The organism is Bacillus sp. LBG-1-113, assembly GCF_020708615.1.
GTDB lineage: Bacteria > Bacillota > Bacilli > Bacillales > Bacillaceae > Bacillus > Bacillus mojavensis.
In genome coordinates this window covers 57872-82725 of record NZ_JAJFDG010000001.1, presented here as the reverse complement: position 1 = coordinate 82725, position 24854 = coordinate 57872, and the positions used below count along the sequence as shown (strand labels likewise).

The window sequence follows — 24854 nt, the reverse complement described above, 5'->3', positions numbered from 1 at the left end:
CTTAATAGATTCCTTCCTCGCCGAATTTCTTTGCCAAACGATTCGCAAGCATGACCAAAATCAGCCCGACTGCCGCTTTAAATACGCCGACCGCTGTACTGTAGCTGAATTGGCCCTGTTTCAGCCCTGCAGTATAAACGTACGTATCAAAAATTTCCGCGACTTCTCTGTTTGTGGCGTTTAACAGCAAATATACATGCTCAAAGCCAAGCTCCAGCGTGTCCCCGATTTTCAAAATCAGCAAAACGACAATGACGCTTTTGATAGCCGGCAGCGTAATATGCCACATTTGCCGCAGCCGTCCCGCTCCGTCCATTTTTGCCGCTTCATAAAGCTGGGGATCAACCGCTGTCATTGCAGCCAAGTAGATGATTGTTGACCAGCCCGCTTCTCTCCAGATGACCTGCAGAATATACAGCGGACGGAACCATTCTTCATTCAGCAGAAAATTGATTTTTTCGCCGCCAAAAAACGTAATCAGTTCATTAATCAGGCCTCCGTCTACTGTCAAAAGCACAAATGACAGTGATACAACAATGACCCAGGACATAAAGTGCGGAATATAAATCAGCGTCTGAACGAATTTTTTAAAGAGTGCGATCCGCACTTCGTTTAGAAGAAGCGCTAATAAAATCGGCACCGGAAAAAAGATGACCAGGTTCAAGGCAAAGAGCACGAGCGTATTTTTTAACAGGACAAAAAAGGTAGGCTCAGTAAACAGCCTGATAAAATGCTTCAGCCCGACCCACTCACTGCCCCAAATGCCGAGAAACGGCTGGTAATCCTGAAACGCAATCACGATTCCCCACATTGGAACATACTTAAAAAGCAAAAAATAAATACATCCCGGCAAAATCATAAAGTACAAATACTTCTGCTGCATCAGCTTATTTAGTAAGCGCTTTCTTTTTTCTTTTTTAAACATGACTGCGTCAACAGCCGGCGCTTGCGCTTCTGCTGTTTTCATCTTTTCAAAGCCTCCTTTCAGGGGTTCTTGTTTTCACTGTAGCGCAGCCTGAAAAGTCCGTCTACAATCATATGATCACATTCTGCCTGAGCCCTTTGTCATCAAGGGTTCCGCCTCTCTACCTGTAAAAAAGACACCGATATTAGAAAATGATTATTGACAATATCTATCAATCTTTGGATTAATTGTATTAAGGTGTTATGAAATGGGGGGTTTTATGAAAAGAAGTCAATACAAGTTTTATTACAAACTCATCACGTTTTTTTGTTTACTCAGCACCATTCCCGTCATTTTGGTCGGTTTGTTTTCGTACGAGCACTCTCAGAAAACGGCCATCTCCAACGTTTCGGAGGAAAAACTCGACACACTCCAGCAGACCCAGCTAAGCATCGAGCACATCCTAAAAACCGTCGATCATTCTTTAACCCACTATGTGAGTTCGCCGCCTCTCCTCCGCACACTGTCCGAGCCTTTGCACTCTGACCAATTTCAAATTTATGACCAAGTAAACCAAGAGCTCAACTATTTGCAAAGCTTTGATACCGATTTGTCCAACATGACGCTTGTCAGCTATATGAAAAACTGGTACATGAACAATTCCGGTTTATACCGCATGAATACGGACTCCCTTCATGAAGCAGCCGAAGCCTATTCGAAAAACAAAGCGAGCCGGTCCTATTGGACGCTGGAAAAAAACAACCGTTTGATCTCCACAAAGGAAGGCGCTTCAGAAAGCTGCCGGTATAATATCAATTTGATTAAGCAGCTCCCGCTGAACAGCACAAACACGAAGGGACTGGCAGCCGCAAGCATCCCAAGCTGTTCGCTCGTTAAAAATATGCCTGATTATTCAAGCGCAAACAGCGTGTTTATCATTGATGAAAAAGGCCGTATCATCCTTCACAACAACATGTCTGATATAGGCGATTCTCTTCAGAACGACGACTTTGTCAACAAAATGCTGGCGCAAAGCTCCAAAAGCGGACAGTTTGAAACAGTCATTGACCGCATTCAATATAAAGTGACCTATCAAAAATCAGACTATAACACATGGACTTATTTTTCTCTCGTTTCCCTGCCAGAACTAAAAAAAGAAGCCAAGTCAATCGGCTGGATCACCTTTACGGTATGCTCCGTTTTGTTAGCGCTTTCAATATTGTTTTCTTGGCTGGGCTCCCGGCATTTTTATAAGCCGATCCGGCTGCTTTATGACTCATTTGCGCGGCACGGCGCCTTCCCAGAAAAACAGGTTCATCAAAATGAGTTTGAATTAATCGAGCAAAGCTTTAAGCAGCTCAAAAACAGAAATGACGACCTTGAAGAAACGATGAGACAGCAGGCCACTCATCTTCAGCAATATTTTATGGTCAGGCTTATGCTTGGAAAGCTGACGGATGAGGAGGTCAATAACCGCTTTGAAAGCCTCGGCTTAAAACAAAATTGGCGTCACCTCGCCTTGCTGGTGCTCCAAATTGACACACTGAATCAGACACCGTATGAGAAAAAAGATATGGATCTTCTGTTGTTTGCCGTCAACAGCCTGATTGAGCGGAACATCCCGGCGGAAAAACGTCTCGCACCAGCGGTAGTTGATAAACAGCAGGCAACCATATTGATGAATGAAAGCGGGACAAAAGAGGAATTTATAGCCGAGCTGAATGATACTGCCCGGATGATTCAGGATACAGTTGAAGCTGAGCTGCACCTGTCTGTCAGCATCGGCGTCAGCCAGCCGTTTGGTGCATTAGCTATGGCAAAAAACGCCTATGCGGAAGGCTCAGAAGCGTTAAAATACCGGCTGAAAGCAGAAAACAAATCGATTATCTTTTATGAAGATCTGGATCAGAAAAAAACGTTCAAAACCCACTTTCCGAAGCAGCTTCAGCATGAGCTGTTCGATGCTGTAAAAGCCGGTGACAAGGAGAAAGCAGACAAATGCCTGCACGCGATTTTGCAGTCGATTTTTACACACAACACCAATCCGTACCAATTTCAGATCGCAATCGCCCGTTTTCTGAACCATGTCATTGAGCTGATGCATGTGCTCGGAATTGAACTATTTGAGCTTGAAGAAAACAAAATGCTGTATGACCAAATTTTTGAGCTGAAGACATTCGAGGATACCGAAAACTGGCTGAAGCAAGAGTTCATTGATCCGATGACAGACAAAGTAAATGCCCGGGCCGATGCACAGTACAAAAATATTTCCGACAACATTATCCATATCATCCACCATGAGTTTGAATCCGATTTAACGCTGGACGAAATTGCCCGCAGGCTGCACTACAACCCGAACTACTTAAGCAGCATTTTCAAAAAAGAAATGGGCATTTCATTCAGCGAGTATGTCTCGAATTACCGTCACCATATGGCAAAAAGCTGGCTGGCTGAATCCGACATGGCGGTGAAAGACATAGCGGAAAAGCTCAAATACAAAAACTCGCAAAACTTTATCAGATCCTTTAAGAAGCTGGAAGGCATCACACCCGGCAACTACCGCCAGCAAAAAAGAAGCATATAAAAACCCAAAACCGCTTGCACGTTTTGGGTTTTTCACTATTACTTTGTTTTTTTAAACGCTTCCTCGTATTCCTGAATAATCTGCTTTCCTCCGCTTGATTCCCATTTTTCAACTTCTTTATCAAACTGGCTTTCTGTGATTTCTCCAATCATATATTTATAGGTGGCATCGTCTATCATTTTTTTCAGTTCATCTCCGCGTTCTGACTCCGCGGCGGAATACAAGCTCTCTGCCGGATTGGAGACGATGATGTTTTCATTGTCTTCCGTCAGCTCCTCGTACGCTGTCCGCAGCGGATCACCGGTGTTTTTTAAGTAAGCTTTATCAATGGCGATTAAGGCGGACAGCGGCTGAATATCAGTCTGCCAATCTTTTACCTGGCTTTCTTTTCTTGTGAATGTTTTGCCTTTTCCTTTATTGTAATGGACCCCGTCAATGCCGTAAGTCATCAGACTGTAGACATCCTCTTCGGCTATTCGGTCGAAGAACGCTAAAATCCGTTTCAGCTCGGCTTCTGATTTCACACTCGTTTTCGGGAAAGCAAATACACCGTTATGCCCTCCTGACGCCCATACACGCTCTTTTCCGTCAGGGCCTTTTATGCGGTTAATGATCTCCAGCTCCATTGATTTATCAGAGGCATTGTCACGCAAATTAACAGCGTCCACCATATTCCCGATATAGATGCCGGCCTTTCCTTGAGAAAACAGCTCCTGCTGCTGGGTTTTGCTTGTGACTGGAAAGTCTTTATTCATGTAGCCGTTATCACGCAGTTTTTTCATGTAATCCATTGTGTCTTTGTATTCTTCCGTCATGAAATCAGGCGTAAATTTTCCATTTGATTCCTTCCAGTCTGTCGGCATGCCTTCATATGAGCCAAGCGTCTTAAAAGCGCCGTAAATTAGATCATTTCGGTCAGTCAATCCGAATGTATCATCTTTTCCATCCTTGTCCGGGTCTTTCTCTGTAAACGCTTTGGCAACCTCATAAAGATCATCCAGCGTTTCCGGCGTTTTCAAATTCAAATTGTCCAGCCAGTCCTTCCGTATGACGATGCCTTGTCTCGAGAGGGGACGCTCTCTGTATATCCCGTAAAGCTTGCCATCGATTGTGACATTTTTATTAATGAGTTTATTCATCTTGTTTAAATTCGGATAATCTTTGATATAATCGCCTATTTCCCAGAACATTCCCGATCTGAAGGCATTCATGACAGACGAATTTTTAATGTCTTGAATTGTCACGATTTGCGGGAGATTGCCTGCTGCAAGCGCAGCATTCAGTCTGTCTTCTTTCACCGCATCAGGAACCCACGTGATGTCCAGTTCCGTATTTGTCAGCTTCTCAATTTCTTTAATGGCCCTGTCTTTCGGCGGCTGCTGGTGATACAAAATCGCCATCATAGACAGCTTTACCTTTGAATCCGAGTCCGTCTTGCCTTCAGCTGATGATTGATCAGCCCCTTTACAGCCCGCCAGCACTCCTCCGAGAGCAAACACAAGTACAAACAAAAGCACCCTCCATTTGTTTCCCATCATACCCCTCCGTTTCATATTTTTTATCCTTTGACAGAACCCAGTAAAGCGCCTTTTGCAAAATGCTTTTGAATGAATGGATAGACCAGCAGAACCGGAATGGTCGCTACCACTATCACTGCCATTTTGATCGTTTGCTCAGGCGGCGGGCTGCCCGAGCCCATTTCCGACATATCCCCTTGTACCCCGCTTGATACAATAACGATTTGGCGCAAAAGCACCTGAATCGGCCACTTAGCTGAATCATTTAAGTACAAGATCGCCGTCATATACGTATTCCAGTACGTCACCGCATAAAACAGTGAAATCGTTGCGATTGCAGGAAGAGACAGCGGCAGCACAATTTTGAAGAAAATGCCCAAGTCATTGCAGCCGTCAATTTTTGCGGACTCTTCCAGGCTCTCCGGGATGTTTTGAAAGAAGTTTTTCAGAATGATCAAGTTAAAGGCATTAATCGCTGTCGGCAAAATAAGGGCCCAGTAAGAATCAAGCAATCCAAGCGATTTGACCACCAGGAAAGTCGGAATCATTCCGCCGCTGAAGAGCATCGTAAATACGACGAGAAACATGAGCGGCTGCCGCCCAATTAAGTCGCGGCGGGATAAACCGTAAGCCATCAGTGAAGAAAGAAACATGCTGACCGCCGTGCCTACAACTGTCACAAACACAGAAACGAGCAAGCTTTTATAAATGATATCTGTCGAAAAAATGTAACGATAAGCATCGAGCGAAAAAGTGGTCGGTATTAAAATGAACTTTTTTGAAACCACTTCCTCTACTGTGGCAAAGGATGCCGCAATGACATGAATAAACGGAAGTACGCATATTAAAGCGAACATCAGCAAAAATCCGTAAATTAAAATATCAAACAGGCGATTTTTCAGTGAATGTGCAATCGTTCCCACCTCCTTTGTAAGCGTTGTCATTTTGTTAAAACGAGCTGCAGCGTGTGACGATATCGTGTCTAAAATGTAGCAAATGTGTGATTGCCATGTCTATAATCATTTGAACACTGTCCCTTGCCCAGCGGCATCGGAATTGGCTTGTAACCGATCATAAAAGAAAAAGAGCATCATCTTAGAAAATGATTATGCTCTGTTATTGCCGTTCTCTCCTTCCTCTTTCAGAAGCTCGGCCGTATTGATTTGAGGTGTAAACCCAAGCTCCTGAACCGCGGATTCTATTGACCACGGCCTGCCGGGATTGTCAGAGACGGCGTAATAAGTGCCGTAACGGATATTCGTTTCAATGGCTGCTTTAAAAATCGACAGCAGGTCTGGATGGGAAAGAAGCGTTTTTTTCGTCCGGTCTTTCTCATGCAGTGTATCCATTTCATCTGTAACGACAGTTCCGATTCGAAGGTTGATAACAGAAAGCTTATTTTCCAGATAAAACAGGTGGCCGATATGTTCCGAGGTCAGCTTTAGGACGCCGTAGAGATTCTTTGACAGCGGATAGTCGTCGGTTGTGATTTCCCGCCCTAAGAGTGAATGCCCGTCCTTTTCGTACACATCTGTCACATGATTGCTGCTGGCGAAAACAACCTTTGAAATGCCAAGCTCTGCTGCCGCTCGGCACAAATAGTAGCTTGCTCTATAAAAAATATCCGTCATTTTTTCAAATTCAGCTACATCCATGACATTATATTTGATTTTGACAGCGAGTAAATTCACGATCACATCTGTATCTCTCGGAATCTTCTTCAATAGATCTTCATAGTTTGACGCGTCTGCCTGAATAGCGTGTGTTATGCCATCGTAACGGTCTTTATCCAGCACCGTCACCTCGTACTCAGACATAAGCCCTTCAGCCAATATCCGCCCAATCACACCATTTCCGCCAGCGATCAGCACTTTTCTCATATGTTCACTCCCCTTTTTTATAGATTGCCCATTTTCCCAGGGGATGACACTTTTTCAGCATTCACATGGCTTCCTTTAGCCTTTATTAAAAAGTAACTGGCAGCTCCATAAGCGCTCTAAAACCAATTAGCTTCCGGTACCGCACTTCAGAAACAGCGAGCTGCAGGCTTGGCATGCGCTGCAGAAGAGTGTTGATTGCAATTTGTGCTTCTAACCGTGCCAGCGAAGAACCTATACAAATATGGTGGCCCTGCCCGAATGAAAGATGGGGATTAGGGCTTCTGGTGATATCGAACTCATTGGCATGCGCGAATACTTTTGGATCTCGATTGGCAGCCCCCAGCAGAACATAGACATGCTCCCCTTGACGAATCGTTACGCCATTCATTTCAATCTCTTCTGACGCAACACGGGCTGTCATTTGTGTGGGGCTTTCATAGCGTAAGCATTCCTCAACTGCAGTATGAATCAGAGCTGGGTTTTCTTTGAGCTGCAAAAGCTGTTCTCGATGCTGCAGCAGACAAAGAATTGAGTTGCTGATGAGATTCACTGTTGTTTCGTGTCCGGCGATCACCAGCAATATACACGTTGATGCCACTTCCTCTTCCGTCAGCTTATCAGCCTGTTCTTCCTTCAGCAGCATGCTGATCACATCATGCTGCGGATTTTGTTTCCGTTTTTGAATGAGCTCTCTAAAATACTCCTTCATCTTTGCTGTAATCTGATTGCCGTCTGTTAACACCTTTCTTGATCGGGTTAGATCAATTGTTTGAACGAGGCTTGACGCCCACTCTTTACATTGATCCCTTTCTTCTGCCGGCACACCTATGATCTTAGCAATAATGCAGCTTGCCAAAGGAAAAGCAAAGTCAGAAATCAGCTCCATCTTTTTTTCACCTTGCACTTGATCAAGCAAATGATGGACAGTTTCATTTATAAATGGGCGATAGCACTCTGTCATTCTCGGAGTAAATACCCCGCTGACCGGTAGACGCAGACGCCTATGATCAGGCTGATTCTGAAACAGCATCATCTGCTTCTGGACATGATTTAGATCCTTATATTTCATAGACGTCTCGGGCAGCGGGACACGTGTTTTGAATCTGGTATCTTTCAGAATTGCTGCCGCTTCCTCATATCCCGTGACATACCAGCCTGGATACTTTAAAACATTCCCTTTATATAAAGGGTGTGCAGAACGTAATGTATCGTAAAAAGGATAAGGGTTTTTAAAAAACGCAGAAGGTGAAATTGGAATTGTCATATGCTCCCTCTCATGATTCTGACATCATCATTTTGAATCCATAAAAATAAAAGCAATCGACATGACACCGATTGCTTCTATTCTTGCTTTCAGCTATTAGCACTTAAACTGGCTTTCATTTCTTCGACCGATTCTACTTCAAATCCTAAATCACTCAGCATTTTATGATCCTCCGTCTCCTCCTGTCCGGAAGTCGTTAAATAATCTCCGACAAAGATGGAGTTGGCGGCATACAGCCCCAATGGCTGCAATGAGCGGAGATTGACCTCTCTTCCACCAGAAATGCGGATTTCTTTTGACGGATTGATATAACGGAACAGCGCCAGCACTTTTAAACAATACAGCGGGTTTAATTCATTTACGCCTTCTAATGGTGTGCCGTCAATCGCATGCAAAAAATTCACTGGAATGGAATCGGCGTCAAGGGCCTTCAAGCTTTGTGCGATATCGACGACATCCTGTTTCGTTTCCTTCATCCCAATAATGGCGCCTGAACATGGAGACATGCCGGAGGTTTTTGCAATCTCAACCGTATTGACCCTGTCCTCGTACGTATGTGACGTGGTAATGTTTGAATGATTTCTCTGAGATGTATTGACATTATGATTATAGCGGTCTACTCCGGCTGCTTTCAGCCGTTTCGCCTGCTCCGGCTTTAACAGCCCGAGACACGCACAAACTTTCAGCCCATACGTCTCTTTTATTTCCTGTACTGCTTCTACGACCTGATCGACCTCTCTGTTGGACGGCCCCCTGCCGCTTGCCACGATACAGTATGTACCTATGTTCAAATTATGCGCCCGCTTTGCGCCTTCCAGAAGGGTTTCCTTTTTCACCATCCGGTAAGTCTCAATCGGCGCTTTCGAAATCGCAGACTGAGAACAATAGCCGCAATTCTCCGGACAGAGCCCTGATTTTGCATTCATAATCATATTGAGCTTCACTTTTTTGCCATAAAATCGTTTTCTGATGTGAAAAGCTCCATGCATCAAAAGCAAGATGTCTTCATCTGGACAGTTTAAAATAGAAAGCGCCTCTTCGTTGGTCACCTCTGCTCCGCCCAGCACCCTGTTTGCTAGTTCCATCCATTGATTCATTCTCCTACCCCCACTTGATTCATCAGTAATGATAGATCGATATGGTCTTTTACCATATGAAGAACCGTTTCTTTCGTCACGTTGGCAAGCTTAGGCGTTACCCCTAAAATCGGCACACCGCATAAGCGCTCAATCATCTCAGGATTGGTTTTTTCATCATGATCAGGAGAATCACTGATCCCATTGATGACAATTCCTGCGATTGGAAGACTCATCCTTTTCGCATATTGGACAGTTAAAAAGGTATGATTAATTGTTCCGAGATGAGAACGCGCCACAATGACCAGGGGGAGCTGCAACGCTTTTATGACATGACTGACTAAAAAATCCTCTCCCAATGGCACAGAAATTCCGCCCGCACCTTCTACGATGAAGCATTCATGTTTTTCTCTTATCCGCTCCCAATGGCGTAAGACTTCTTGCATTTTGACAGCCTTTCCCTCCAGCTTTCCTGCAACGTATGGAGCTAGCGGCTCTTTGAATGCAAAAGGCGTAATCTCTTCATGTGAGAGACTCGTTTGCGACATCTCTTTCAGCAGGCTTGTGTCACTATTCGGATGTTGACGAGAAACCCCGCTTAAAAATGGTTTAAATACTCCGACATCCATCTTATTTTCTCGCAATAAAGCTGCAAGACCGCTGGATATCACCGTTTTCCCCACTTCTGTATCTGTTCCTGTTACAAAAAAACCTTTCATGGAATGATGTTCAGCTCCTTTCCAATTGAACGAAATGCTTCCAGCAAATGATCAATATCCCTTATACTGTGCCCAGCTGTGATGGTTAATCGGATACGGCTCTCTCCTGGCGCTACGGTCGGCGGCCGAATGGCAGGGGCGTAGATTCCCTTGTCCTGCAATTTTTCAGCAAATGTGACCGTTTTTCGGGTATCGCCGATGACCACCGGAATAATCGGTGTATGATGCCCCTTCACCGTATAGCCCATGTGCTTCAGATTCGTTTTAATCATCTGGATATAAGAAAATAAAAGCTCCCGTTTATCCTTGCTGACTTCAATGATGTCTAACGCCTCATGGGCAGCTGCACAGCTTGCCGGCGGAATAGCGGTTTGAAAGATAAACGTTCTGGCATGGTTCAGCAGAAAGTCGATGATTACAGCTGAACCGGCAGCAAAACCTCCTTCCACTCCGGCAGCTTTGCTTAGCGTGCCGATGACAATGTCAGGACACACACCGAAATGGTCACTCGTCCCTCCTCCTGATTCACCCAAAACACCTGTTGCATGCGCATCATCAACAATGACATAAGCATGATAGCGTTTAGCAAGGGCGATGATCTGATGAAGAGGGGCAATCGTGCCATCCATGCTGAATACCCCGTCTGTGACGATAAAACGGCGCTGGTACCGCTGTGTTTCTCTCAGCTTTTCTTCAAGATCCGCCATATCGATATGACGATACATACACGTATCAGCCTTAGACAGGCGGCAGCCATCGATAATACTTGCATGATTTAACTGATCACTTAAAATGACATCGCCTTTTTCAGGTAACGAAGAGAGAACACCGACATTGGCTAAATAGCCGCTTGAAAACAGTAAAGCCGCTTCTGTCCGTTTAAAACCGGCAATCTTTTTTTCGAGTTTTTCATGCCAGATCGAATTGCCTGTCGTTAAACGCGAGCCGCTGCTTCCTGCTCCAAATTGCTGCAGTGCTGCTTGGGCTGCAGAGATCAAACGGTTATGGTTTGCCAGACCTAAATAATTGTTTGACGACCAGACCGTTTGATTTTTGCCATTCATCGTTACCTCTGGAATTGGAGGCCCGTTCATTGTTCTGAGTGTACGGTATACGCCGGCTCCCTTCGCTTTGTCTAACCGGCTGCTTAACCAGCTGTCAATGCTCAAGGCTGGTTACCTCTTGGATCGCTTCTTTCATAATAGACACCATTGCTTCTAGCTCTTCAGCTGTACTGGCAAGCGGAGGCAGAAATGCAATCACATCGCCGAGCGGTCTCGTCAGCATCCCCAGCTCTCTCATTTTTAAAGAAACTTTGTACCCCACACGCCGATCAGCAGGATAAGGCTGTTTAGTTTCCTTTGATTGAACAAGCTCTGCACCGCACATAAAGCCGAGCTGCCGAATATCCCCAACGTGAGGAAGAGCATGCAAGTCTTGAAGAAGCAAATGGAGCTTTTCACTTTTTAGCGCGACTTGTTCAACGATGTTTTCAGATTCAAATAATCTCAGGTTTTCAAGAGCAACCGCACAGCCAAGCTGATTTCCTGTATAGGAGTGACCGTGGAAAAAGGTTTTTTGTTCTTTGTAATCATCGTAGAATGCATGGTAGATGTCTTCGGTGGCAAAGGTGACAGCTATCGGCAAATAGCCTCCTGTAATGCCTTTTCCGGCAGCCATTAGATCAGGCTGAACATTTTCGTGCTCACATGCAAACATTTTCCCCGTCCGGCCAAAACCAGTGGCAACTTCATCAACAATCATTAAGACATCGTAAGCTGTACAAAGCTGGCGCACCCCTGACAAGTATCCTTCCGGCATCACAATCATTCCGGATGCTCCTTGAACCATTGATTCAATAGAAAGCGCTGCAATTTCGTGATGATGTTCCTTTAGCAGCTGTTCAAGCGCATAGAGACACTCATCACGGCTCTGCACAGGATCACCGCTTTCAGAGCGGTATACATAAGGGATCGGAGCTTTATAACTGTCAAACATTAACGGGCCATAGACGTGGTGGAACAGTTCAATAGAACCAACACTGACGGCACCAATCGTATCGCCGTGATATCCATTTTTCATTGCGATAAATTTTTGTTTTTCAGGCTTCCCGATGTTCTTCCAATATTGAAACGCCATTTTAAGAGCAATTTCCATCGCTTCTGCACCGCTGTCTGAATAAAAAACACGCGTCAGCTTCTCCGGACTGATCTCAATTAATGTCTCGGCAAGTTCGGTCGCCGGAACGTTTGTCATACCCAATAATGTGGAGTGAGCAATTTTTCCAAGCTGTTTTATGATGGCCTCATCTAATTCCTTTTTGCGGTGCCCGTGCACATTAAGCCAAACGGAAGAAAAGCCGTCATAATATTCCTTGCCGTTTATGTCTTTTACTTTGATTCCGTTGCCGCTCTCTATGATCAAGGGATGTTCATCATAATCTTTCATTTGAGTAAAAGGCAGCCAAAGATGCTTTTTACTTTTTTCTATCAAATTTTGAGTCATCATCTTCCTCCCACTCTATCAAAATAGGCTGCTTCTCGAGATCATTTATGTATGTGTTTACATTTACAGAGCCGTCAGCAAAAAAGATTCGGCAGCCCTCTTCAATCCCGTATTCTTTCATTGCTGTAATACGCTGATAGCCCAATTTTTTACCCGCGACGTAGCCTGTTATGTAATCAGGGTCATCTGACCAGCATAATTCTGCAACGGTTGCCGGATGCTCACTCACCTTTGAAGCAAGTGCAAGAGCCTCTTTTATTCTTGAATTGGACGGCATGTTATTGCGGAGCGCCCAATTTTCAAAATTGGCGTCCGGCCAATCCAGTCTGGACACCCGCACACCTTTTTCGTGTGTTTGATCAATTCGTTTGCCAGTGTGAATATCAAACACCACCGCTCCCCTGATACCTGACCATTCAGAAATTTGTTGATATGCTTTTTCAATCACTTTTCTTGAAACACCCGCTCTCTCCAATAAGAATCGGGCAAGACTTTGTCCCTCTTCTGGGGATTCTACTTTATTTGTCTTCATTGCTAATGGATGAATCATCTTTACCGGCTCATGAACCTCTTCAAATTGAATTTGCATAAAATCCGGTTTTCCTCTTGAGTGGGATAATCCTTTTTCTAGTAAGGCATTCACCGTACGTTTCATATTATCGAACGTGATAAGCCGTTCTCCGCCGGATATATGCTTTCCACCATCTTCGTGAGACCCATTCATAGAAGCTCTCATTCTGACACTGTAAAATGTTTCTTCTTGCATACCTTCTCGCCCTTTCAGCTTTGATTACAGAAGAAAGTAGACTATTTGTTAACCATTTATAAATTAAGGTTAACAAATAGAATACTATTATGTATATACAATTCTGTCAATATCAGAACGCCATTAAAAATCTATTTATCATGTATATTCCTGATACCTGTATTAATCCACTAGAAAAAGAAGAGACGGGCAAACGCTCGCCTCCTCACCTGTATAGAATCATTTCAGACAAACACTCAAAGCCTGCCCTTTTTCACTGTCACAGCCACTTTTTCAAAAACCGAAGGGCTTCATGTCTCATCATAGCTGTCTCAAAATGCCCTGAAGCGGAGCGCACCATACGGTAACGATCAGAAGCCCCTTTCTCAGCATACAAAGCTGTTAATTCAATTTCGATTTTGTTCACACCCTCAACCGGTGTTAACCGATCATGTATGCCGACAAGACTAAGGTGCGGGCGTGGTGCGATCAGGCTTTGGATATCTGATGCAGAAAAGTGCTTGGCAAGCGCCGGAACGTAATAATATAAGCCATGCCGGTCAAGGTTCTGTGTTTCAATCAGTACATGATGGTCAACCTGACTGCATAAATCCACACATGCCTTAACCCGTTCATCAAGCGCCGCTGTCCACCAAGCCATCAAGCCCCCCATAGACATGCCGATCGTTCCGATTCTGTCAGGCTGAATATCAGGACGGCTCTGCACATAATCAATGGCTCTTATACTGTCGTAAATCATCATGCCCCACATCACCCTGCCTGTGAGAAGCATCTCTTTAAAAATCTCGCTTTCTGTTTTTCCCCGTCTGTCTCCAAATCCCCAATGGTCGATTGCCAATACCGCATATCCGAGAGAAGTCAGCTCCCGAGCAAACGAGGGCGCCTTCAAATAATCTGCTCCCTCAAGCAGTTCACTTTTTCCCCGGTCATACTGCCCTCCATGTGAATGCTGAAAGAATATAACCGGGCACCGTCCTTTTGCCGCTTTCGGCTTCACAAAATATGCAGGCACCTTTTCAAGCCCATTTATATCAAGCAACAGTGTTTCAATCATATATCCCTCTTTTTCCTCAATACGCAGCGTTTCCGCACCCGTATCCTTCCAATCAGGCAAATCACCAAGCAATCGAAACAACAGCTCTCTTCTTTCGTTACTCATCCCATCACCCTCCCTCTTCGCTTATCTTCAATGTACGAGACAGATTTGTTTTTCCCTTTATTTTTTCACACAGCATAGAGAAACAAAAATCGTAGTTTACTAAACTTTTACTAAATATAACGAAATATTCTGAAATTCATTATTGTAACCGCTTACTTTTATATGATAGTATCAATTTATCAAAAACGCATGAGTAAAATATGTCTTTCGTTTTAGTAAATCTCATCACATGAAAGGGAGCAACCATGGTTCGGATAAAAGATATCGCCTTAAAAGCCAACGTTTCAAGTGCTACTGTTTCGAGAATTTTAAATGAAGATCATTCGCTTTCTGTTGCGGGTGAAACGAGGCAAAGAGTAATCAGTATCGCTGAAGAGCTAGGCTATCAAACTGTCGCTAAACGCCGAAAAGCCCGCGGACAAAAACAGCGCGCTCAGCCGCTTATCGGGGTGCTGAGCTGCTTATCTCCCGATGAAGAACGGCAGGATCCTTATTTTTCTTCTATTCACAAAGGGATTGAAAAAGAATGCTTCGAACAGGAAATTTTCATTACAAACTCCATCCATCTCGGTTCCTTCCAGGAGCATATGTTTCGGGAATTAGACGGTATCATTGTGATCGGCCGTGTCCATGATGAAGCCGTTCAACATATCAGCGGCCGATTGGAGCATGCCGTGTTTATCAATCATTCTCCAGATCCGCAGATATACGACTCGATTGGGATTGATTTTGAAGCCGCCGCACGCCAGGCAATTGATCACCTTTTCGATTTAGGTTACAAACGACTAGGCTATATCGGCGGGCAGGAGAAGGAGCATACACTGAGGGACGGCCAAAGCATTCGCAGAACAATTGAAGACAAACGCCAGACTGCCTTTTTGCAGTCTGCCAATCCTCAGCCTGAACACGTCTTGGTCGGCGATTACAGCATGCGCGAGGGCTATCGTCTGATGAAAAAAGCCATTACTCAAGGCAATCTGCCGGAAGCCTTTTTTATCGCAAGTGATTCTATGGCTATCGGGGCATTAAAAGCACTTCGGGAAGCCGATCTGCATGTGCCGCGGGACACAGCCATTGTCAGCTTTAACGGCATTGAAGAAGCCGAGTTTGCCAGCACACCTTTAACCACGGTGAAAGTGTATACAGAGGAAATGGGCCGCACAGGCGTAAAACAGCTTCTCGACCGCTTTAACGGACGAACAATTCCTCATCAAGTCACCCTGCCGACAACACTGATCATCAGGCAAAGCTGCGGATACACAGCTAAGGAGGTGACGCAAGAAAAACGTTCATCAAGATCATAAGGAGGAAAAGATGAAACACATATTTGTTTTATTTCTCTCTCTTATTCTGCTGATTTTGCCGGGCTGCTCATCTGAAGAAAGCGCTGCAGATACGGGCAGAAAGACGTTAACCATTTATTCTACGATGTCAACGGACAGTGAAAGAAACACATTCAGAAAACTAGCCGCAGCGTTCGAAAAGGAAAGCGGCATTCGCGTCAGCATTCATTTCCCAGGCAATGACTATGAAAATATGATGCGTGTCAGAATGGCCGCCAATGATCTGCCTGACCTCTTTGATACTCATGGCTGGGGGAAAATCAGGTACGGGGAGTATACAGCCGATCTCCGGGATATGGACTGGACTCAGAAACTTGACCCGAATTTAAACAGCATCCTTAAAAACAAGAGTGGAAAGGTATACGCATATCCGATCAATCAGGCAAAGGACGGCCTGGCATACAACCGCAATATATTAGACCGTTTCGGCATTGATCCGCCGGAAACGATGGATGACTTTATAAAAGCATTGAGAACGATTAAAGAAAAAAGCAATGGAGAAATCGTTCCTTTCTGGTTCGCCGGATATGACAAAAGCTCTTTCGCCCAATATTATGACCAATTCGCAACACCTCTTCTCATCACAGACCCTGCCCATAATGAAAAGAAACAGCTCATTGACGGCACCTTCAATTGGAGCAAATTTACTTATCTATCAGATACCCTCAAACAAATGCAGAAAGAAAAACTCATCAATATCGATGCCGTAACAGCAAAAAAATCACAGCTCATTGAGTTAATGGCTCAAAATAAAATCGCTTTTACCATGCAGGGCGGCACTCTTGGTCAGGACGTCGCCCAAATTAATCCAAATGTAAAGGTTGGGATTATCCCGACACCAGCTATACACTCCGGTGATGACCCGATATGGATTGGCGGCGAGCGCTATACACTGGCAGCATGGAAAGACTCGCCTCATTTAAAGGAAGCAAAGCAATTTATCGCCTTTATGGCTCGTCCCGCCCATGCGAAAGAAATAGCTGAAGCCACCTCGCTTCCTTCAGGGCTGACCAATGTAAAAGCTGACATTTTCTATGCCAAAGACTATCAGCATTATCAGCATATGAAAGTCGAACCTTACTTCGACCGATTGTATCTGCCGAACGGGATGTGGGATGTGATGGGAACGGTCGGCCAGGAGCTTGTGGCAGACATTTTGACACCCAACGAGATTTCTAAAAAGCTGGGAAGAGAATATAAACGACTCCGGGAGCAATCTGAAACACAGGGAGCTGAAAACAATGAGTGAGATCGCCAGAGACGCACATGTGAAACAGGTCAAGCCGAATAAACAGTCCTCACTTTGGTGGATGTATATTCCGGCTCTGCTCTCCGTTTTGATCTTCATGATTTATCCGTTTATAAAAGGCGCTTTTATCACCTTCACAAACTGGAACGGATTTTCTCAGGTTTATCAGTGGGTCGGTTTCGCTCAGTATGAAAGGCTGTTTGCTGATCCGGACACATGGCATATCTTAAAAAACACGTTGCTATACGGACTCGGCAGTACCTTTTTTCAAAACGTTATTGGTCTTCTGTACGCCCTGCTGCTAAATCAAAGCATAAAAATGAAAGCGATAACAAGAACCATTGTGTATTTGCCGGTTATGATCAGTCCGCTCATTATGGGCTACATTTGGTACTTTTTCTTTTCTTATGACGGAGGCGCGCTTAATGACCTGCTTGGCGTTTTCGGCATCAGCCCGATCAACGCGCTTGCCAGTCCGTCTTCGAACCCATGGATCATCGTCATGATTAACACGTACCAATATGTCGGCATCGCCATGATTGTCTATTTGGCAGGCCTGCAAAGCATTCCAAAAGATTACTACGAAGCAGCGGAAATGGATGGCGCAACACGGGGCCAGCAGTTTTTCGGCATCACCCTGCCCCTGTTAATGCCATCGATTACGATCAATATGGTCATTAACATTATTGGGGGCTTAAAGCTGTTTGACGTGATCATCGCGCTTACTGCAGGCGGACCAGGAAACGCGTCGCAATCGATGTCAACATTTATGTATGACCTGTATTTTAAACGGCAGGATGCCGGTTACGCTGCGACACAAGGCATATTTATGGCATTTGTCATTTTGATCATCAGCTTTTGTGCGCTTGCGTACTTTAAAAGAAAGGAGACGGAAATGTCATGAGAGCCGTCCGCTCAAACAAACTGCGGTTGATTACACTTCTCGCTGCCATTGTAGCCTGTGCGCATTTCATTCCTTTTTATATTCTGCTGACCACTTCATTGAAAGCAAAAGGAGACTACAGTTCCAAATGGCTGTTTCCAGCTGATATTTCCTTTCAAAATTTTTCTGAGGCATGGGAGCGTGCTTCACTAGGCAACTCGTTTATCAACACAATCATCATCACAGGCGTTTCGGCATTGTTATTAATCATATTCGGCTCACTGGCCGCCTACCCTCTTGCCAGGCGGGAAACCAAACTGAATAAAGCCGTTTTCGCGCTGCTGATTTCAATTATGATCATCCCTCCGTTAACGTCCATGGTGCCTTTATACAGAATGGTCGTGGACGCCGGTATGGTCAATACACACGTAGTCGCCATTTTGATCAATACAGCGGCGTATATGCCGTTAACCGTGTTTTTGTATTCCGGCTTTATCCGTTCGACCATTCCAAAAGAGCTTGAAGAAGCAGCAAGAATGGATGGAGCGGGAATGCTGAAAATCTTTTTTATGATCGTGTTTCCTTTGCTGAAGCCGATCACTGCCACCATCTGTATTATTTCCTGTGTCTTTATATGGAATGACTATCAATTTGCGATTTTCTTTTTACAGGATCAGAAGGTGCAGACACTTACTGTCGCAATGGCCGGGTTTTTCGGAGAAAACGCCAACAATCTGCATTTGGTCGCCGCAGCTGCCATCATGGCGATGCTGCCGATGGTCATTCTGTTTCTGGCGCTGCAAAAATACTTTATTGCCGGACTGTCATCAGGAGCGGTAAAAGGATAATGAATTAAAGGAGGAACCGACATGAAAAAAATCACATTTATCGGTGCAGGGAGCACAATTTTCGCAAAAAATGTTTTAGGAGACTGCTTGTTAACGGAGGCGTTAAATGGATTTGAATTTGCGCTTTACGACATTGATCCAAAACGCTTGCAGGAATCTCAGCTTATGCTCGAAAATTTGAGAGACCGCTATAATCCGAGCGTCGTTATCAACAGCTATGATGACAGAAAACTGGCTTTGCAGCATGCGGGCTATGTGATTAATGCCATTCAGGTCGGAGGCTATAAACCAAGCACAGTCATCGATTTTGAGATTCCTAAACGATACGGATTACGGCAGACAATTGCCGACACGGTGGGCATCGGCGGGATATTTAGATCACTCAGGACAATCCCAGTGTTATTTGATATCGCAAGAGATATTGAGGAAATGTGCCCCGACGCCTGGTTTTTAAACTATACAAACCCAATGGCCTCCCTGACTGGCGCTATGCTTCACTATACGGATGTGAAAACGATCGGGCTGTGCCACAGCGTCCAAGTGTGTACAAGAGATTTATTTAAATCTCTCGGTATGGAGCACGCTGGGATTGAAGAACGAATCGCAGGCATCAATCATATGGCATGGCTGTTGGAAGTGAAAAAGGACGGCGCTGATTTATATCCCGAAATCAAAAAGAGAGCGAGAGAAAAGCAAAAAACAAAGCATCAAGATATGGTGCGGTTTGAATTGATGGATAAGTTCGGTTATTACGTCACGGAATCATCAGAGCACAACGCAGAATACCATCCTTATTTTATTAAGCGAAACTATCCTGAATTAATCAACGAGCTGCAGATCCCGCTAGACGAATATCCAAGAAGATGCGTGAAACAGATAGAAGATTGGGAAAAAATGAGGGATGACATTGTTAACAATAAAAACCTCACCCATAAACGTTCAAAAGAATATGGCTCAAGAATAATAGAAGCGATGGAAACGAATCAGCCATTTACCTTCGGAGGAAACGTGTTAAATACCGGGCTTATCACAAACCTTCCTTCCAAAGCGGTCGTCGAAGTGACATGCGTTGCCGACAGAAAAAAGATAACCCCGTGCTTTGCAGGAGAACTGCCTGAGCAGCTCGCAGCGTTAAACAGAACGAATATCAACACACAGCTGATGACCATTGAAGCTGCTGTTACACGGAAAAAAGAAGCTGTCTACCAGGCAGCTATGCTTGACCCGCATACAAGTGCAGAGCTGTCCATCAATGACATTATTTCGATGTGTGATGATTTATTTGAAGCGCACGGCGATTGGCTTCCAGCATACAAATAAAAAAACTAGGGGTGATCTCTCCCCTAGTTTTTCGGTTTCGTTTCGCCTTCCCAGGCCATCATGCCGCCTTCTACGTTGACTGTTTTAAAGCCTTGCTCATCCAAATACTTGCAGACATTCATGCTGCGCATTCCTGAGCGGCAGATAAAAGTGTACTCTTTGTCTTTATCGAGGGTGTCCATTTTTTCAGGAATATCTCCCATGCGAATATGAACCGCTTGCGGGATCATGCCTTCCGCAACCTCTTCATCTTCTCTGACATCAATCAAATACAATTCTTCATCCGCCTCGATTTTTTCTTTCAAAGCAGCTGTGCTGATTTCTTTTATTTCCAAAGAAAACACTCCTATTCACCAATAATCATGTTCAGTATATCAAACTCAGCCGGACGATTGCTATTCAGAGAACTGATGAAAAAAATCCCCTTTTTGACAAAGGGGATTTTTCCAAGATTAGTTTGCCACAATATTGACAAGCTTGCCAGGCACCGCGATAATTTTTCGAATGGTTTTGCCTTCAAGCTGCTCTTTGACCTTTTCATCTGCTTGAGCAAGCTGTTCCAGCTGTTCCTTCGTCGCATCTGCAGGAACCTGTAGTTTCGCTTTCACTTTTCCGTTCAGCTGAACAACAATTTCAACTTCGTCGTCAACAAGTTTAGATTCATCATATACAGGCCAAGCCTCATATGCAATCGTACCGCTATGGCCCAATTTCTCCCACAGCTCTTCCGCGAGGTGAGGCGCGATAGGAGATAGGAGCTTCACAAAGCCTTCCATATATTCCTTCGGCAGCTCTGACGCTTTATAGGCCTCGTTGATAAAGACCATCAGCTGAGAAATACCTGTGTTAAAACGCAGGCCCTCATAGTGATCTGTCACTTTCATGACTGTTTCATGATAGACGCGCTCCAATGTTTCACCGGCACCTTCAACGATTTTGCCATTTAGCTCTCCGCTGTCTTCAACAAACAGACGCCATACGCGGTCAAGGAAGCGGCGTGCACCGTCTAAGCCTGATTCAGACCAGGCAATTGAAGCATCAAGCGGTCCCATGAACATTTCGTACAATCTCAGCGTATCAGCGCCGTGAGATGCAACGATTTCATCAGGGTTGACAACGTTCCCTTTTGATTTACTCATTTTCTCGTTGTTTTCACCGAGAATCATTCCTTGGTTATACAGCTTTTGGAACGGTTCTTTCGTCGGCACTACACCGATATCGTATAGGAATTTGTGCCAGAAACGGGCATACAGAAGGTGAAGCACAGCATGCTCCGCGCCGCCGATATACATATCAACCGGAAGCCATTTTTCCATTTTCTCAGGTGATGCCAGCTGATCTGGATTGTGCGGATCAATGTAGCGCAAGAAATACCAGCAGCTTCCCGCCCATTGCGGCATTGTATTCGTTTCTCTTCTTCCTTTTTTCCCTGTTTCAGGGTCTGTGACTTCAACCCACTCTTTAATGTTCGCAAGCGGTGATTCGCCGGTGCCGCTCGGTTTGATTTCGTTTGTTTTCGGCAGAATCAGCGGCAGTTCTTCCTCCGGCACAGCTGTTGACGTTCCGTCCTCCCAATGAATGATCGGAATCGGCTCGCCCCAGTAGCGCTGGCGGCTGAAGAGCCAGTCGCGCAGACGGTAAGTGACTTTCTTTTCGCCGTTTTTCGTTTCTTCCAGCCAAGCAATCATTTTTTCAATCGCTTCCTGTTTAGTAAGTCCATTCAGAAAATCAGAGTTCACATGCTCGCCGTCGCCTGTGTACGCTTCTTCTTCAACATTTCCGCCTTTCACGACTTCCTTGACTGGCAGGCCGAATGTGTTGGCGAATTCAAAATCACGCTCATCGTGACCGGGAACAGCCATGACTGCACCAGTTCCGTATGAAGCAAGAACGTAATCTGCGATCCAGATCGGCAGTTTTTCACCGTTTACAGGATTGATCGCATAAGCTCCGGTGAAGACGCCTGTCTTTGTTTTCGCGAGATCCGTGCGCTCAAGGTCACTCTTTGATTGAATTTCTTTGATATAAGCTTCGACAGCTTCTTTTTGCTCAGCAGCTGTGATTTTTTCTACCAAAGCATGCTCCGGAGCAAGGACAGTGTATGTAGCGCCGAACAATGTATCAGGTCTTGTTGTAAACACCGTAAATGATTCATCATGTCCATCTATGCCAAAATGAACGTGCGCACCTTCAGAACGGCCGATCCAGTTGCGCTGCATGTCTTTAATGCTTTCCGGCCAATCAAGCTCTTCCAAGTCATCAAGAAGCCTGTCCGCATAAGCTGTGATTTTCAGCATCCACTGCTTCATCGGGCGTCTTTCGACCGGGTGGCCGCCGCGTTCACTCTTTCCGTCAATGACTTCTTCGTTGGCTAGAACCGTACCGAGTGCGGGGCACCAGTTAACCGGCACCTCATCAACGTAAGCAAGACCCTTTTCGTATAGTTTTAAGAAAATCCATTGTGTCCATTTATAGTATTCAGGATCTGTCGTGTTGATTTCACGATCCCAATCATATGAAAAACCGAGCGCCTGGATTTGGCGGCGGAAATTATCGATATTCTGCTTCGTAAACACTGCCGGATCATTCCCGGTGTCGAGGGCGTATTGCTCAGCCGGCAGACCGAATGCGTCCCAGCCCATCGGATGAAGGACGTCATACCCCTGCATGCGCTTCATGCGGGAGAGGATATCCGTCGCTGTATAGCCCTCAGGGTGTCCGACGTGAAGACCCGCTCCAGACGGATAAGGAAACATGTCCAGCGCGTAAAATTTTTGTTTCTCATTATGATCAAGAGTGGCAAATGTTTTGTTATCCAGCCAATAATTTTGCCATTTCTTTTCTATCTCTTTGTGCTGAAAACTCAAAGTAAAAACCTCCTTCTGATTGAATACGGCGTTTTATGTTCAAGTATTGACGGGACAGGGAGGATTATATTCAGAATATTCCCAAACTAAAAAAAACTCCCTCATCCCTAAAAGGGACGAGAGACTTTCGTTTTCCCGCGGTACCACCCTCGTTAGCGCGGCAGACGCCGCACTCACTTGATACTTTTAACGCAGTTATGCGTCAGCGGCTTTTCACCGCTGCAACTCTGAGGTGAGTTCGGAAACAAACTTGATTGACTTTCACCAGCCGTCAACTCTCTGAAACAATATCTGCTTCTTACTGCTCCTCTTCATTGTTCTTTTCGCAACCGTAATCTTAACTGTATTTTATAGAATTCTGTTCATAAGTGCAAGCAGGTTTGTATACAATGGGAATGTACCCTGAACGGGCGAAGATTGAGGACAATTATTCTGGTGGAGTTTTGGTTTGACGTTTCGACTCGGCCGGTTCGCCGCCGCTGTTCATTTCTCTTACAAAATCAAAGCTTCTGAGAACAGCTTCACCGCCGTAGCCTGAGATTATGGATAAGATGACAAGTTGAATTCCTGAATCGGGGTCAGCGGATAGTACAAGTAAAATGGAAGCCGTCATGCCGATAAACCAATCTTCCAAAAATCCAAGATAGATAAACCGCTTTGTCATCCTGGGTTTCTCCAGTCTGCCTCTCTTTTTCACATGACCGAGAATCCCCATGATTCCTCCAATTACACAAGCAATTAATACCTGATGCAGCATCTTCATCATCACCTTCCTAAAGCCCTTATTTCGTAAAGCGACTTCAGGCCATCCAGCCCCCTTAAACGATTCCGATGATTTTCGATATCTACATACTGGCAAATCTGAAAAAAGCTTGTTTCTTCCATTATATGTGAACACATGATCGGTAAGCTTGATGCATTAGATTCATTTTTCACCCAGTGACATTTACCTAGTCACCTATTTAGCATGTAGAAACCTTTCCGTTCATATGTTCAAACTCTGTTCTTATTTTTAGTGTATACGAGGACAAGCCCGAATGACAAACAACAAACTGCGCTTGCTTGAATCAGAACATGTGTTGTGCTACGGTTACTGTAGAATTCATTAAAAAAAGGGGAATATCAGGCTTTCGCACAGCAAGCTGGCGGCCTAAGGGGGAATTTTATGGGTAGTTTTCAATCATTCGGAATAAAAGGACAGCTGGACGTCATCAAAAAAGCGCTTGATCACGCGCGAGTCGGTGTAGTGATTACAGATCCTGCACTTGAAGATAATCCGATTGTCTATGTAAACCAAGGCTTTGTTCAAATGACCGGCTATGAGGCCGAGGAAATTTTAGGAAAGAACTGCCGCTTCTTACAGGGGAAAGATACAGACGCTGGTGAAGTGGACAACATCAGAGCCGGTTTACAAAATAAAGAGCCCGTTACAGTTCAGATTCAAAACTACAAAAAAGACGGAACGATGTTCTGGAATGAGTTAAATATTGATCCGCTGGAAATAGAAGACAAAACCTATTTTGTCGGAATCCAAAAAGACATTACCAAGCAAAAAGAGTATGAACAGCTTCTCGAGGATTCCCTCACAGAAATTACTGCACTTTCTACTCCTATTGTGCCGATTCGCAACGGCATTTCGGCTCTTCCGCTAGTCGGCAACCTGACAGAGGAGCGATTTAATTCCATCGTCAGCACATTGACGAATATTTTATCAACATCCAAAGATGATTATTTGATTATTGATTTATCAGGATTGGCCCAAGTAAATGAACAAACCGCCGACCAGATTTTCAAGCTGAGCCATTTGCTGAAATTGACCGGAACAGAATTAATCATTACCGGCATTAAGCCCGAATTGGCCATGAAGATGAATAAACTGGATGCTAATTTCTCATCGCTGAAAACATATTCTAATGTAAAGGATGCCGTTAACGTGCTTCCGATTATGTAAAAAGATCCCGCTCATCCGG

21 protein-coding genes and 1 other annotated feature are annotated in these 24854 nt (G+C 44.7%); of the genes, 7 read left to right on the top strand and 14 right to left on the bottom strand.

What is annotated here, in order from left to right; translation table 11 throughout:
- Window position 1: 1 nt before the first annotated feature.
- Window positions 2–967, bottom strand: coding sequence for a polygalacturonan/rhamnogalacturonan ABC transporter permease (gene rmgP / locus LJF29_RS00470; protein ID WP_229146464.1), 966 nt, complete (start codon window positions 965–967; stop codon window positions 2–4).
- 205 nt (window positions 968–1172) lie between these two features.
- On the opposite strand from rmgP, the gene LJF29_RS00465 reads away from it, so the two are divergent.
- Window positions 1173–3488: a helix-turn-helix domain-containing protein gene (locus LJF29_RS00465; RefSeq protein ID WP_229146463.1), complete on the top strand. Its 2316-nt coding sequence runs from the start codon at window positions 1173–1175 to the stop codon at window positions 3486–3488.
- A 38-nt stretch (window positions 3489–3526) separates the two neighbouring features.
- Here the strand turns inward: LJF29_RS00465 and LJF29_RS00460 are convergent, their stop codons facing one another.
- The 10 genes from LJF29_RS00460 to LJF29_RS00415 form a co-directional block, all read right to left on the bottom strand.
- Complete coding sequence (locus LJF29_RS00460) at window positions 3527–5023, bottom strand: extracellular solute-binding protein (RefSeq protein WP_229146462.1); 1497 nt, start codon at window positions 5021–5023, stop codon at window positions 3527–3529.
- Between the two features lie 23 nt (window positions 5024–5046).
- The gene (locus LJF29_RS00455) at window positions 5047–5907 is read right to left on the bottom strand and encodes a carbohydrate ABC transporter permease (RefSeq protein WP_026014595.1); all 861 of its coding nucleotides are present in this window, start codon (window positions 5905–5907) and stop codon (window positions 5047–5049) included.
- Window positions 5908–6111: 204 nt separating this feature from the next.
- The gene (locus LJF29_RS00450; RefSeq protein ID WP_229146461.1) at window positions 6112–6885 is read right to left on the bottom strand and encodes an NAD-dependent epimerase/dehydratase family protein; all 774 of its coding nucleotides are present in this window, start codon (window positions 6883–6885) and stop codon (window positions 6112–6114) included.
- Window positions 6886–6970: 85 nt separating this feature from the next.
- Complete coding sequence (locus LJF29_RS00445; protein ID WP_229146460.1) at window positions 6971–8149, bottom strand: cytochrome P450; 1179 nt, start codon at window positions 8147–8149, stop codon at window positions 6971–6973.
- An 89-nt stretch (window positions 8150–8238) separates the two neighbouring features.
- The gene (gene bioB, locus LJF29_RS00440; protein ID WP_229146459.1) at window positions 8239–9246 is read right to left on the bottom strand and encodes a biotin synthase BioB; all 1008 of its coding nucleotides are present in this window, start codon (window positions 9244–9246) and stop codon (window positions 8239–8241) included.
- Entirely contained in the window at window positions 9243–9944 is a 702-nt protein-coding gene (gene bioD, locus LJF29_RS00435) for a dethiobiotin synthase (RefSeq protein WP_229146458.1), read from the bottom strand. Before bioD ends, bioB begins: the two co-directional genes overlap by 4 nt.
- The gene (gene bioF / locus LJF29_RS00430) at window positions 9941–11113 is read right to left on the bottom strand and encodes an 8-amino-7-oxononanoate synthase (protein WP_229146457.1); all 1173 of its coding nucleotides are present in this window, start codon (window positions 11111–11113) and stop codon (window positions 9941–9943) included. Before bioF ends, bioD begins: the two co-directional genes overlap by 4 nt.
- Window positions 11103–12449: an adenosylmethionine--8-amino-7-oxononanoate transaminase gene (gene bioA / locus LJF29_RS00425; RefSeq protein ID WP_229146456.1), complete on the bottom strand. Its 1347-nt coding sequence runs from the start codon at window positions 12447–12449 to the stop codon at window positions 11103–11105. The genes bioF and bioA overlap by 11 nt, the downstream gene beginning before the upstream one ends.
- Entirely contained in the window at window positions 12421–13215 is a 795-nt protein-coding gene (gene bioW / locus LJF29_RS00420) for a 6-carboxyhexanoate--CoA ligase (RefSeq protein ID WP_229146455.1), read from the bottom strand. The genes bioA and bioW overlap by 29 nt, the downstream gene beginning before the upstream one ends.
- A 259-nt stretch (window positions 13216–13474) precedes the next feature.
- The gene (locus LJF29_RS00415) at window positions 13475–14374 is read right to left on the bottom strand and encodes a dienelactone hydrolase family protein (RefSeq protein WP_229146454.1); all 900 of its coding nucleotides are present in this window, start codon (window positions 14372–14374) and stop codon (window positions 13475–13477) included.
- Window positions 14375–14619: 245 nt separating this feature from the next.
- On the opposite strand from LJF29_RS00415, the gene LJF29_RS00410 reads away from it, so the two are divergent.
- From LJF29_RS00410 to melA, 5 genes are read left to right on the top strand one after another with little or no spacing between them, the layout of a single operon-like run.
- Window positions 14620–15678, top strand: coding sequence for a LacI family DNA-binding transcriptional regulator (locus tag LJF29_RS00410; protein WP_229146453.1), 1059 nt, complete (start codon window positions 14620–14622; stop codon window positions 15676–15678).
- Window positions 15679–15688: 10 nt separating this feature from the next.
- Window positions 15689–16966, top strand: coding sequence for an ABC transporter substrate-binding protein (locus LJF29_RS00405; protein ID WP_229146452.1), 1278 nt, complete (start codon window positions 15689–15691; stop codon window positions 16964–16966).
- Window positions 16959–17870, top strand: a complete 912-nt coding sequence (locus tag LJF29_RS00400; protein WP_010331551.1) for a carbohydrate ABC transporter permease — start codon at window positions 16959–16961, stop codon at window positions 17868–17870. Before LJF29_RS00405 ends, LJF29_RS00400 begins: the two co-directional genes overlap by 8 nt.
- Window positions 17867–18697, top strand: coding sequence for a carbohydrate ABC transporter permease (locus LJF29_RS00395; protein WP_229146451.1), 831 nt, complete (start codon window positions 17867–17869; stop codon window positions 18695–18697). Before LJF29_RS00400 ends, LJF29_RS00395 begins: the two co-directional genes overlap by 4 nt.
- 21 nt (window positions 18698–18718) lie before the next feature.
- On the top strand, window positions 18719–20017 hold the full coding sequence (melA, locus tag LJF29_RS00390; RefSeq protein ID WP_229146450.1) for an alpha-galactosidase MelA: 1299 nt from the start codon (window positions 18719–18721) through the stop codon (window positions 20015–20017).
- A gap of 23 nt (window positions 20018–20040) precedes the next feature.
- On the opposite strand, the gene LJF29_RS00385 is transcribed toward melA, so the two are convergent.
- The 3 genes from LJF29_RS00385 to LJF29_RS00375 form a co-directional block, all read right to left on the bottom strand.
- On the bottom strand, window positions 20041–20352 hold the full coding sequence (locus LJF29_RS00385) for a rhodanese-like domain-containing protein (RefSeq protein ID WP_229146448.1): 312 nt from the start codon (window positions 20350–20352) through the stop codon (window positions 20041–20043).
- Between the two features lie 117 nt (window positions 20353–20469).
- Window positions 20470–22884, bottom strand: a complete 2415-nt coding sequence (leuS, locus tag LJF29_RS00380; RefSeq protein WP_229146442.1) for a leucine--tRNA ligase — start codon at window positions 22882–22884, stop codon at window positions 20470–20472.
- Window positions 22885–22993: 109 nt separating this feature from the next.
- Window positions 22994–23208: a binding site (T-box leader), on the bottom strand.
- 103 nt (window positions 23209–23311) lie between these two features.
- On the bottom strand, window positions 23312–23647 hold the full coding sequence (locus LJF29_RS00375) for a DUF4257 domain-containing protein (protein WP_003223352.1): 336 nt from the start codon (window positions 23645–23647) through the stop codon (window positions 23312–23314).
- A 402-nt stretch (window positions 23648–24049) separates the two neighbouring features.
- Between LJF29_RS00375 and LJF29_RS00370 the strand changes: the two genes are divergently transcribed.
- Window positions 24050–24835, top strand: a complete 786-nt coding sequence (locus LJF29_RS00370) for a blue-light photoreceptor (RefSeq protein WP_010331556.1) — start codon at window positions 24050–24052, stop codon at window positions 24833–24835.
- Window positions 24836–24854: the final 19 nt, after the last annotated feature.

What these genes read in the sequence shown, in the direction of transcription:
- rmgP (WP_229146464.1), bottom strand. Translation starts at nt 967, where the DNA reads ATGAAAACAGCAGAAGCGCAAGCGCCGGCTGTTGACGCAGTCATGTTT.
- LJF29_RS00465 (WP_229146463.1), top strand. Translation starts at nt 1,173, where the DNA reads ATGGGGGGTTTTATGAAAAGAAGTCAATACAAGTTTTATTACAAACTC.
- LJF29_RS00460 (WP_229146462.1), bottom strand. Translation starts at nt 5,023, where the DNA reads ATGGGAAACAAATGGAGGGTGCTTTTGTTTGTACTTGTGTTTGCTCTC.
- LJF29_RS00450 (WP_229146461.1), bottom strand. Translation starts at nt 6,885, where the DNA reads ATGAGAAAAGTGCTGATCGCTGGCGGAAATGGTGTGATTGGGCGGATA.
- LJF29_RS00445 (WP_229146460.1), bottom strand. Translation starts at nt 8,149, where the DNA reads ATGACAATTCCAATTTCACCTTCTGCGTTTTTTAAAAACCCTTATCCT.
- bioB (WP_229146459.1), bottom strand. Translation starts at nt 9,246, where the DNA reads ATGAATCAATGGATGGAACTAGCAAACAGGGTGCTGGGCGGAGCAGAG.
- bioD (WP_229146458.1), bottom strand. Translation starts at nt 9,944, where the DNA reads ATGAAAGGTTTTTTTGTAACAGGAACAGATACAGAAGTGGGGAAAACG.
- bioA (WP_229146456.1), bottom strand. Translation starts at nt 12,449, where the DNA reads ATGACTCAAAATTTGATAGAAAAAAGTAAAAAGCATCTTTGGCTGCCT.
- bioW (WP_229146455.1), bottom strand. Translation starts at nt 13,215, where the DNA reads ATGCAAGAAGAAACATTTTACAGTGTCAGAATGAGAGCTTCTATGAAT.
- LJF29_RS00415 (WP_229146454.1), bottom strand. Translation starts at nt 14,374, where the DNA reads ATGAGTAACGAAAGAAGAGAGCTGTTGTTTCGATTGCTTGGTGATTTG.
- LJF29_RS00410 (WP_229146453.1), top strand. Translation starts at nt 14,620, where the DNA reads ATGGTTCGGATAAAAGATATCGCCTTAAAAGCCAACGTTTCAAGTGCT.
- LJF29_RS00405 (WP_229146452.1), top strand. Translation starts at nt 15,689, where the DNA reads ATGAAACACATATTTGTTTTATTTCTCTCTCTTATTCTGCTGATTTTG.
- LJF29_RS00400 (WP_010331551.1), top strand. Translation starts at nt 16,959, where the DNA reads ATGAGTGAGATCGCCAGAGACGCACATGTGAAACAGGTCAAGCCGAAT.
- LJF29_RS00395 (WP_229146451.1), top strand. Translation starts at nt 17,867, where the DNA reads ATGAGAGCCGTCCGCTCAAACAAACTGCGGTTGATTACACTTCTCGCT.
- melA (WP_229146450.1), top strand. Translation starts at nt 18,719, where the DNA reads ATGAAAAAAATCACATTTATCGGTGCAGGGAGCACAATTTTCGCAAAA.
- LJF29_RS00375 (WP_003223352.1), bottom strand. Translation starts at nt 23,647, where the DNA reads ATGAAGATGCTGCATCAGGTATTAATTGCTTGTGTAATTGGAGGAATC.
- LJF29_RS00370 (WP_010331556.1), top strand. Translation starts at nt 24,050, where the DNA reads ATGGGTAGTTTTCAATCATTCGGAATAAAAGGACAGCTGGACGTCATC.